Source organism: Streptococcus oralis, assembly GCF_001578945.1.
Lineage (GTDB): Bacteria > Bacillota > Bacilli > Lactobacillales > Streptococcaceae > Streptococcus > Streptococcus oralis_Q.
In genome coordinates this window covers 324,739-335,180 of the sequence record NZ_KQ969550.1, presented here as the reverse complement: position 1 = coordinate 335,180, position 10,442 = coordinate 324,739, and the positions used below count along the sequence as shown (strand labels likewise).

6 protein-coding genes are annotated in these 10,442 nt (G+C 41.7%); 3 read left to right on the top strand and 3 right to left on the bottom strand.

What is annotated here, in order from left to right; all coding sequences use genetic code 11:
- Nucleotides 1-313: 313 nt before the first annotated feature.
- Nucleotides 314-1,375: a DNA polymerase IV gene (gene dinB, locus SORDD16_RS01490; protein WP_061452086.1), complete on the bottom strand. Its 1,062-nt coding sequence runs from the start codon at nt 1,373-1,375 to the stop codon at nt 314-316.
- A 234-nt stretch (nt 1,376-1,609) separates the two neighbouring features.
- On the opposite strand from dinB, the gene pflB reads away from it, so the two are divergent.
- Nucleotides 1,610-3,925, top strand: a complete 2,316-nt coding sequence (pflB, locus tag SORDD16_RS01485) for a formate C-acetyltransferase (RefSeq protein ID WP_061452085.1) — start codon at nt 1,610-1,612, stop codon at nt 3,923-3,925.
- A 394-nt stretch (nt 3,926-4,319) separates the two neighbouring features.
- Nucleotides 4,320-6,425, top strand: a complete 2,106-nt coding sequence (locus tag SORDD16_RS01480) for an ATP-dependent Clp protease ATP-binding subunit (RefSeq protein WP_061452084.1) — start codon at nt 4,320-4,322, stop codon at nt 6,423-6,425.
- A gap of 56 nt (nt 6,426-6,481) precedes the next feature.
- On the opposite strand, the gene SORDD16_RS01475 is transcribed toward SORDD16_RS01480, so the two are convergent.
- Together SORDD16_RS01475 and SORDD16_RS01470 are read right to left on the bottom strand one after the other, a co-directional pair.
- Nucleotides 6,482-6,964 carry an S-ribosylhomocysteine lyase gene (locus SORDD16_RS01475; protein WP_061452083.1) on the bottom strand — a complete coding sequence of 161 codons (483 nt, stop codon included), beginning with the start codon at nt 6,962-6,964 and terminating at the stop codon, nt 6,482-6,484.
- A 94-nt stretch (nt 6,965-7,058) separates the two neighbouring features.
- On the bottom strand, nt 7,059-8,543 hold the full coding sequence (locus SORDD16_RS01470; protein WP_061452082.1) for a DUF1846 domain-containing protein: 1,485 nt from the start codon (nt 8,541-8,543) through the stop codon (nt 7,059-7,061).
- A gap of 152 nt (nt 8,544-8,695) precedes the next feature.
- On the opposite strand from SORDD16_RS01470, the gene SORDD16_RS01465 reads away from it, so the two are divergent.
- Complete coding sequence (locus SORDD16_RS01465; RefSeq protein ID WP_061452081.1) at nt 8,696-10,306, top strand: glycoside hydrolase family 13 protein; 1,611 nt, start codon at nt 8,696-8,698, stop codon at nt 10,304-10,306.
- The last annotated feature ends 136 nt before the right edge of the window (nt 10,307-10,442 follow it).

The following is a 10,442-nucleotide window of genomic DNA, read 5'->3' as shown; positions in this document are numbered from 1 at the left end:
CTGTGAATACAGGTTCTAATACTCAATATCATAGTTCAAGTATAAGTTTGGAAATTTACTATTTCTTATAGACATTACTGTTTCTAGGAAAAGAGGGAGGGAAATAAGGAAAGAAGTTTTCTTAAAGTAGGACCTTTTTAGAGTCTATAATGTGAATAAGGTTGGTACAGCCTACTGAATGTTGGTCAGCAATTTAAGATAGTTGTTTTAGTGATTAGTTATCACGCTCTAAGCAGTATTTCTAAAACAAAATGAGGCTGAAACACTTTTGTTTCAACCTCATTTGATTTAAACCAATGCCCCCCTCGAGGATTTAAAATCCTGTCACCGTAATTCCTAGTAAACGGATACCTTTGTCTTTTTCAGCTAACCCTTCATAGAGTTGAAGGGCAGTTTGAGAAATCTGGTCAGCGTCCTGTGTTGCCTGTGGGAGGCTTTTTCGTCTAGTCAGAGTGGAGAAGTCAGCATATCGTATTTTTAGGATGATGATTTTTCCAGCTTTATCCTGCGTGCTGAGATTGAGGGCTACCTTTTCTGAGAGAAGAGTCAGCTCTTTTTTGATATCTTCTTCAGCTTGAAGAATCTTTCCGTAGGTTTTTTCCTTGCCGATGGACTTACGAATGCGATTGGACTTGACCGGTGAGTTATGGATGCCTCTGGCCTTCCGATAAAGGTCAAAACCGAGTCTGCCAAACCGATCGATCAAAGTGACTTCAGAGACCTTCAGTAAGTCTGCGCCAGTATAAATGTCCATTTCATGAAGTCTTTCTACTGTTTTCTTGCCCACGCCATGAAATTTAGCAATGTCCATTTGTTTGAGAAAGTCTTGAGCCTGATCTGGGAGGATAACTGTTAAACCATGTGGTTTTTGATAGTCACTAGCCATTTTAGCTAGGAATTTGTTATAAGAGACGCCTGCAGAAGCAGTCAGGTGTAGCTCCTGCCAGATATCCTGTTGGATGAGGCGGGCTATTTTGACGGCAGACTTGATACCGAGTTTATTTTCCGTCACATCTAAGTAAGCCTCGTCAATACTCATAGGTTCAATCAAATCAGTGTAGCGTTTAAAAATAGCTCGAATCTCAAGTCCCACAGTTTTGTATTTTTCATAATTTCCTGAGATAAAGATAGCTTGGGGACAGCGCTCATAAGCTTCTTTAGAGCTCATGGCTGAATGAACACCAAAAGCTCGTGCCTCATAGCTACAGGTAGAAACGACACCTCGACCACCTGTTTGTCTGGGGTCGCTCCCAATGATGACAGGTTTACCCTTTAATTTAGGATTATCTCTGATTTCCACTGCAGCAAAAAAGGCATCCATATCAATGTGGATGATTTTTCTGGATAAATCATTAATCAATGGAAATATGAGCATATCATTCCCTTTCTGGTCTAGGTTCTTTTTATTATACCTTTTTTTCTGAAAAAATGGGAAAGTTCAATCTGACTTTCAAAAATACAATACAGATTAGGGCAAAAAAGATACTGTATTATAAAAGAAAGCGTCTAAAATGCTGTTTTTTCTTGTTGAAATCGGTTACTGTATGCTATACTTGATACATGAATGTAACAGATTACTGTTGCTAGAAAGAGAAATGAGGACATTAACATGGTTGTTAAGACAGTTGTTGAAGCACAAGATATTTTTGATAAAGCTTGGGAAGGCTTCAAAGGCGTAGATTGGAAAGAAAAAGCAAGTATTTCTCGCTTCGTTCAAGCTAACTACACACCTTACGATGGAGATGAAAGTTTCCTTGCTGGACCAACAGAACGTTCACTTCACATCAAAAAAATAGTAGAAGAAACAAAAGCGCACTACGAAGAAACTCGTTTCCCAATGGACACTCGTCCAACATCTATTGCTGATATTCCTGCTGGGTTTATCGACAAAGAAAACGAATTGATTTTCGGTATCCAAAACGATGAACTCTTCAAATTGAACTTCATGCCAAAAGGTGGTATCCGTATGGCTGAAACTACTTTGAAAGAAAATGGATACGAACCAGACCCAGCTGTTCACGAAATCTTTACTAAATACGTAACAACAGTTAACGACGGAATCTTCCGCGCTTATACTTCAAACATCCGTCGTGCGCGTCACGCCCACACTGTAACTGGTCTTCCAGATGCCTACTCACGTGGACGTATCATCGGTGTTTACGCACGTCTTGCTCTTTACGGTGCAGACTACTTGATGCAAGAAAAAGTAAACGACTGGAATGCAATTAAAGAAATTGATGAAGAAACAATCCGTCTTCGTGAAGAAGTAAACCTTCAATACCAAGCATTGCAACAAGTTGTTCGCTTGGGTGACCTTTACGGAGTTGATGTCCGCAAACCAGCGATGAATACGAAAGAAGCCATCCAATGGGTTAACATCGCCTTCATGGCTGTCTGCCGTGTTATCAACGGTGCTGCTACATCTCTAGGACGTGTGCCAATCGTACTTGATATCTTTGCAGAACGTGACCTTGCTCGTGGTACATTTACTGAATCAGAAATCCAAGAGTTCGTTGATGATTTCGTTATGAAACTTCGTACAGTTAAATTTGCTCGTACAAAAGCTTACGACCAATTGTACTCAGGTGACCCAACATTCATCACAACTTCTATGGCTGGTATGGGTAACGACGGTCGTCACCGTGTTACTAAGATGGACTACCGTTTCTTGAACACTCTTGACAACATCGGTAACTCTCCAGAGCCAAACTTGACAGTTCTTTGGACTGACAAATTGCCATACAACTTCCGTCGCTACTGTATGCACATGAGCCACAAACACTCTTCTATCCAATACGAAGGTGTAACAACAATGGCTAAAGATGGATACGGAGAAATGAGCTGTATCTCATGCTGTGTGTCACCACTTGACCCAGAAAACGAAGATCAACGCCACAACATCCAGTACTTCGGTGCTCGTGTAAACGTTTTGAAAGCTCTTCTTACTGGTTTGAACGGTGGTTACGACGATGTTCACAAAGACTACAAAGTATTTGACATCGATCCTATCCGTGACGAAGTTCTTGAATTCGAATCAGTTAAAGCGAACTTTGAAAAATCTCTTGACTGGTTGACTGACACTTACGTAGATGCTTTGAACATCATCCACTACATGACTGACAAGTACAACTACGAAGCTGTTCAAATGGCCTTCTTGCCAACTAAACAACGTGCCAACATGGGATTCGGTATCTGTGGATTTGCTAACACTGTTGATACATTGTCAGCGATTAAATACGCTACCGTTAAACCAATCCGTGATGAAGATGGCTACATCTACGATTACGAAACAATCGGCGAATACCCACGTTGGGGTGAAGATGACCCACGTTCAAACGAATTGGCAGAGTGGTTGATCGAAGCTTACACAACTCGTCTACGTAGCCACAAACTTTACAAAGACGCAGAAGCTACTGTATCACTTTTGACAATCACATCTAACGTTGCTTACTCTAAACAAACCGGTAACTCACCAGTCCACAAAGGTGTATACCTCAACGAAGATGGTTCTGTGAACTTGTCTAAACTTGAATTCTTCTCACCAGGTGCTAACCCATCTAACAAAGCTAAAGGTGGATGGTTGCAAAACTTGAACTCACTTGCTAGCCTTGACTTTGGTTACGCAGCTGACGGTATCTCATTGACAACTCAAGTTTCTCCACGTGCTCTTGGTAAGACTCGTGACGAACAAGTGGATAACTTGGTAACAATCCTTGATGGTTACTTCGAAAACGGTGGACAACACGTTAACTTGAACGTTATGGACTTGAACGACGTTTACGAAAAAATCATGGCAGGTGAAGATGTTATCGTTCGTATCTCAGGATACTGTGTAAACACTAAATACCTCACTCCAGAACAAAAAACTGAATTAACACAACGTGTCTTCCACGAAGTTCTTTCAATGGATGATGCATTGAGCTAATATTCAATTAGAATAGAAAGAAAGCCAGTTAATCTAACTGGTTTTCTTGTGCTTTAAAAACTTTTTAAAAAATAGTCAAATTTGGTCAAATAGTTATTGACTTTTACTGACTAATGTGATATAGTAGAAACATAAGGAAAATGACTTCCTTAGAAAACTTCATTTTCAATGATTCTATTTCTTGAAAGTGTACGATAGATGCCCTAGAAAGGGGTGAGGCCTATGTTAAATCTAACAGATTTTGAAAAGAAGATGATAGAAGGCTTATTTAAGAAAGAAAAACCAGAAATTATACGTAGAGTGACTAGTTAGCTAGTCTATCTTTTTAGAACAAAGGTCAAAGATAGTCAATGTCAGAGATCGTGAATAATTAACAATAAACGAGGTAAAGAATATGAACAACAACTTTAATAACTTTAACAACATGGATGATTTATTTAACCAATTGATGGGTGGTATGCGAGGATATAGTTCTGAAAATCGTCGCTACTTGATTAATGGACGAGAAGTGACACCTGAGGAATTTGCTCATTATCGTGCAACTGGTCAATTGCCAGGTAATGCAGAATCTGATGCGCGAATGCAACAACACGCTTCAGGTATGAAACAAGACGGTGTCCTTGCTAAACTAGGTCGTAACTTGACAGCAGAAGCTCGTGAGGGCAAGTTGGATCCTGTTATCGGACGAAACAAGGAAATTCAAGAAACATCTGAAATCCTCTCACGTCGTACGAAGAACAATCCTGTACTTGTCGGAGATGCAGGTGTTGGTAAGACAGCCGTTGTCGAAGGTCTAGCACAAGCTATTGTGAATGGAGATGTTCCGGCTGCCATCAAGAACAAGGAAATTATTTCTATTGATATCTCAGGTCTTGAGGCTGGTACTCAATACCGTGGTAGCTTTGAAGAAAATATTCAAAACCTAGTCAATGAAGTGAAAGAAGCAGGGAATATTATCCTCTTCTTTGATGAAATTCACCAAATCCTTGGCGCTGGCTCAATCGGTGGAGACAGTGGTTCTAAAGGGCTTGCGGACATTCTCAAGCCAGCTCTCTCTCGAGGTGAGTTGACAGTTATCGGGGCAACGACTCAAGACGAATATCGTAACACTATCTTAAAGAATGCGGCTCTTGCTCGTCGTTTCAACGAAGTGAAGGTCAATGCTCCTTCAGCAGAGGATACCTTTAAAATCCTTCAAGGGATTCGTGACCTCTATCAACAACATCACAATGTCATCTTGCCAGACGAAGTCTTGAAAGCAGCAGTGGATTATTCAATCCAATACATTCCTCAACGTAGCTTGCCAGATAAGGCTATCGACCTTGTCGATGTAACGGCAGCTCACTTGGCAGCTCAACATCCTGTAACAGATGTTCATGCTGTTGAACGGGAAATCGAGGCAGAAAAAGACAAGCAAGAAAAAGCAGTTGAGGCAGAAGACTTTGAAGCAGCTCTTAATGCTAAAACACGTATTGCAGAATTAGAGAAAAAAGTCGAAAACCACACAGAAGATATGAAGGTGACTGCAAGTGTCAACGATGTGGCTGAATCTGTGGAACGTATGACTGGTATTCCAGTGTCACAAATGGGAGCATCAGACATCGAACGTTTGAAAGATATGGCTCATCGTTTGGAACACAAGGTTATCGGCCAAGACAAGGCGGTTGAAGCTGTAGCTCGTGCTATTCGTCGTAACCGTGCTGGTTTTGATGAAGGCAATCGCCCAATCGGTAGCTTCCTCTTTGTAGGCCCAACTGGGGTTGGTAAGACAGAACTTGCTAAACAATTGGCGCTTGATATGTTTGGAACCAAGGATGCGATTATCCGCTTGGATATGTCTGAATACAGTGACCGCACAGCCGTATCTAAATTGATCGGTACAACAGCAGGTTATGTGGGGTATGATGACAATAGCAATACTTTGACAGAACGTGTTCGTCGTAATCCTTACTCTATCATTCTCTTGGACGAGATTGAAAAGGCTGATCCTCAAGTAATTACCCTTCTCCTCCAAGTTTTGGATGATGGTCGTTTGACTGATGGTCAAGGAAATACAGTGAACTTCAAGAATACTGTCATTATCGCAACATCAAATGCTGGATTTGGCTATGAAGCTAACTTGACAGAAGATGCGGATAAACCAGAATTGATGGATCGTTTGAAACCCTTCTTCCGCCCAGAGTTCCTTAACCGCTTTAATGCAGTTATCGAGTTCTCACACTTGAATAAGGAAGACCTTTCTAAGATTGTGGACTTGATGTTGGCGGAAGTCAACCAAACCTTGGCTAAGAAAGGAATCGACCTTGAAGTTAGCCAAGCAGCTAAGGACTTTATCACAGAAGAAGGTTATGACGAAGTTATGGGTGTTCGTCCTCTCCGTCGCGTGGTTGAACAACAAATTCGTGATAAGGTAACAGATTTCCACTTGGATCATCTAGATGCCAAACATCTGGAAGCAGATATGGAAGATGGCGTTTTGGTCATTCGTGAAAAAGCCTAACTCAAGATTTTGAGAATAAAAAAAGGAACTAGCTAAAAGCAGGTTCCTTTTTGTGTTTAGATAACATGACGTTCAAAGGCATCATCTGAGATTCCTTGTTCAAGAATCAGCTTAGCCCATTCTTTAGCTGAAAAGAGGCTGTGGTCCTTGTAGTTTCCGCAAGATTCGATGGTTGTTCCAGGAACATCTTCCCAAGTAGTGGTTTCAGCGATTTCCTTGAGCGAATCCTTGATAACGACCGCGATTTCAGCGCTGGTATGGCGTCCCCACATAATCATGTGGAAGCCTGTACGGCAACCAAACGGCGAACAGTCAATCATGCCGTCAATGCGGGTACGGATGAGTTTGGCTAAGAGGTGCTCAATGGTGTGAAGGCCAGCGGTAGGGATAGAGTCTTCGTTTGGCTGCACCAAACGAATATCAAAGTTGGAGATGATGTCCCCTTTAGGCCCAGTTTCTTCCCCAATCAAGCGAACATAAGGTGCTTTAACAATAGTGTGGTCAAGTTCAAAACTTTCAACAATAACTTCTTTTGACATGGTAGTTCCTTTCAGTTTTCTTTTTTCATTATATCATAAAGCTGGCTCTTGAGATAGAGAGAAAACCTCTCCGAGAAAGGAGAGGTTTGAGTTTTTACTTCCGATACAAGCGATCGTATTGGTAGTATGGGTCAAAGGTCACGTTGATTCCTAGTTTTCGAAGGACATTTTTGTCCTCGTCAGTTAGGATAATGGTCGAATGTGCTTCACTTCCTTTGAGATTCCCGAGTTCCTTCATCGCGCGTGCAGCGTCTGGATTTTCTGTTGCAGTAATTGCTAGGGCAATTAGAATTTCATTAGAATGAAGACGCGGGTTGCGGCTGCCTAGGTGATTGATTTTAAGACCTTGAATTGGTTTGACGACTTCAGGCTCGATGAGTTTCACTTCCTTAGCGATGTCAGCTGATTTTTTGATAGCATTGATCAAGGCAGCAGCTGTAGGACCAAAGAGCTCTGAGTTTTTACCAGTTACGATTTCCCCATTTGGCAATTCAAGGGCTAGGGCAGGCCCACCAGTTTCTTCTGCTTTTTGGCGTGCAGCAACAGCAACCTTACGGTCTGCAGGTGTGATGCCGAGGTCGTTCATGAGAAGTTCAATCTTCTTGACAGCAGTTTCTCCGGCTTTTTCAGCTTTAAAATCAAGAACAGTTTGATAGTAGCGACGGATGATTTCTTGTTTTGAAGCTTCGATAGCAGCTTCATTATCAGTAATAGCAAAACCAACCATGTTGACACCCATGTCTGTCGGTGAAGCGTATGGAGATTCACCGAGAATGCGTTCCAACATGCGCTTGAGCACTGGGAAAATTTCAATATCACGGTTGTAATTGACAGTGGTTTCTCCGTAGGTTTGGAGATGGAAAGGGTCAATCATGTTGACATCGTCAAGGTCTGCTGTGGCAGCCTCGTAGGCCAAGTTGACTGGATGATGAAGGGGCAGGTTCCAGACTGGGAAGGTTTCAAACTTAGCGTAACCAGACTTGATACCATTGATTTGGTCGTGGTACATATTGGACATACAAGTGGCCAATTTTCCAGAACCAGGTCCCGGAGCGGTTACGACAATCAAGTTGCGACTGGTTTTGATGTAGTCGTTTTTTCCCATACCTTCTGGAGAAATGATGTGATCCATATCCGTCGGATATCCTTTGATTGGATAATGAAGATAAGAATCAATCCCGTTTTTATCTAACTGGTTGCGGAAGGCATCTGCAGCGGGTTGGCCAGCGTACTGTGTGATGACAACGGAGCCGACAAAAATCCCCAATTCGTTGAATTTATCAATCAAACGAAGAACTTCTTGGTCATAAGAAATGCCTAGGTCGCCACGTGCTTTAGAATGCTCGATGTTACTTGCGTTAATGGCAATCACAACCTCAACTTGCTCTTTTAATTCCTGCAAGAGCTTGATTTTGTTGTCTGGTTCATATCCTGGAAGGACACGAGCAGCATGGAAATCTTCCAACATCTTGCCCCCGAACTCCAAGTAGAGCTTACCATCAAACTGGTTGATGCGCTCCAAGATATGGTCGCGTTGTAGATTCAAATATTGTTCAGAACTAAATGCTTCTTGTTTCATTTTTTTACCTCTGTACTCTATTATAATAAAAAAGTGGAAGTTAGGAAACTACGGAGCTAAAAAAGAAATTAAAAAGATTAAGCAAACGCTTGCACAGAATTTTAAAAAGCGCTATCATAGACTATAGATTATTAAAATAATGAGGTAAGAAGATGCAAGAAAAATGGTGGCACAATGCCGTAGTCTATCAAGTCTATCCCAAGAGTTTTATGGATAGCAATGGAGATGGGATTGGCGATTTGCCAGGAATTACCAGTAAATTAGACTATCTAGCAAAGTTAGGAGTCACAGCGATTTGGCTTTCTCCTGTTTATGATAGTCCGATGGATGATAATGGCTATGATATTGCTGATTATCAAGCGATTGCAGCTATTTTCGGGACCATGGAGGATATGGACCAACTCATTGAAGAAGCTAAGAAACGTGATATTCGTATCATCATGGACTTGGTGGTCAATCATACCTCGGATGAACACGCCTGGTTTGTCGAGGCATGTGAAAATCCTGACAGCCCCGAGCGAGACTACTATATCTGGCGTGATGAGCCTAATGACCTTGTCTCCACCTTTAGCGGTTCGGCGTGGGAATACGATGAAAAGTCGGATCAGTATTATCTTCATTTTTTCAGTAAGAAACAGCCCGATCTTAACTGGGAGAATGAAAAACTGCGCCAGAAAATTTACGAGATGATGAACTTCTGGATTGATAAGGGCATTGGCGGTTTCCGTATGGATGTCATTGATATGATTGGGAAAATTCCTGACGAGAAGGTAGTCAATAATGGTCCTATGCTCCATCCCTATCTCAAGGAAATGAATCAGGCGACCTTTGGCGACAAAGATCTCTTGACAGTAGGAGAGACCTGGGGAGCAACGCCAGAGATTGCTAAGCTCTACTCGGATCCAAAGGGACAAGAGTTGTCTATGGTCTTCCAGTTTGAACACATCGGACTTCAGTATCAAGAAGGGCAACCTAAGTGGCATTACCAAAAAGAGCTAAATGTAGGAAGATTAAAAGAAATTTTCAATAAATGGCAGACAGAGTTGGGAGTTGAAGATGGATGGAATTCTCTTTTCTGGAATAACCATGACCTCCCTCGAATCGTCTCTATTTGGGGAAATGACCAAGAATACCGTGAAAAATCTGCCAAAGCCTTTGCAATCTTGCTTCATCTCATGAGAGGGACTCCTTATATCTACCAAGGTGAGGAGATTGGGATGACCAATTATCCTTTTGAAACACTGGACCAAGTGGAAGATATTGAATCCCTCAATTATGCGCGTGAGGCTCTTGAAAAAGGCGTTCCGCTAGAGGAGATTATGGACAGCATCCGTGTCATCGGTCGTGATAATGCACGTACTCCGATGCAATGGGACGAGAGCAAAAACGCTGGCTTCTCAACAGGCCAACCTTGGTTGGCAGTTAATCCAAACTATCAAGCTATCAATGTTCAAGAAGCACTGGCAAATCCAGATTCTATTTTCTATACTTATCAGAAGCTGGTTCAAATCCGTAAGGAAAATAGCTGGCTGATTCGAGCTGACTTTGAATTACTTGATACGGCTGATAAGATTTTTGCTTATATCCGTAAGGACGGGAACCGTCGTTTCTTAGTTGTGGCTAACTTGTCCAATGAAAAACAAAACTTTGCAGTAGAAGGAAGAGTTAAGTCGATCTTGATTGAAAACACTACTGCTAAAGAAGCAGTTGAAAAACAGGTCTTGGCTCCATGGGATGCTTTCTGTGTGGAACTAACGGATTAAAATAAGGGAACCTCAAGCCTTTGATGCTTGAGGTTCTTTTACTAAAAATTATGTAGAAAAGTCTTTAAAAAATATTTGTGCTAAATTTCAAGTTCAAGTTAGCCAGCAAGCAGAAATTCTCTGGGAGACTTGCAGT

Coding starts and splice junctions, on each gene's coding strand:
- dinB (WP_061452086.1), bottom strand. CDS start 1,375: ATGCTCATATTTCCATTGATTAATGATTTATCCAGAAAAATCATCCAC.
- pflB (WP_061452085.1), top strand. CDS start 1,610: ATGGTTGTTAAGACAGTTGTTGAAGCACAAGATATTTTTGATAAAGCT.
- SORDD16_RS01480 (WP_061452084.1), top strand. CDS start 4,320: ATGAACAACAACTTTAATAACTTTAACAACATGGATGATTTATTTAAC.
- SORDD16_RS01475 (WP_061452083.1), bottom strand. CDS start 6,964: ATGTCAAAAGAAGTTATTGTTGAAAGTTTTGAACTTGACCACACTATT.
- SORDD16_RS01470 (WP_061452082.1), bottom strand. CDS start 8,543: ATGAAACAAGAAGCATTTAGTTCTGAACAATATTTGAATCTACAACGC.
- SORDD16_RS01465 (WP_061452081.1), top strand. CDS start 8,696: ATGCAAGAAAAATGGTGGCACAATGCCGTAGTCTATCAAGTCTATCCC.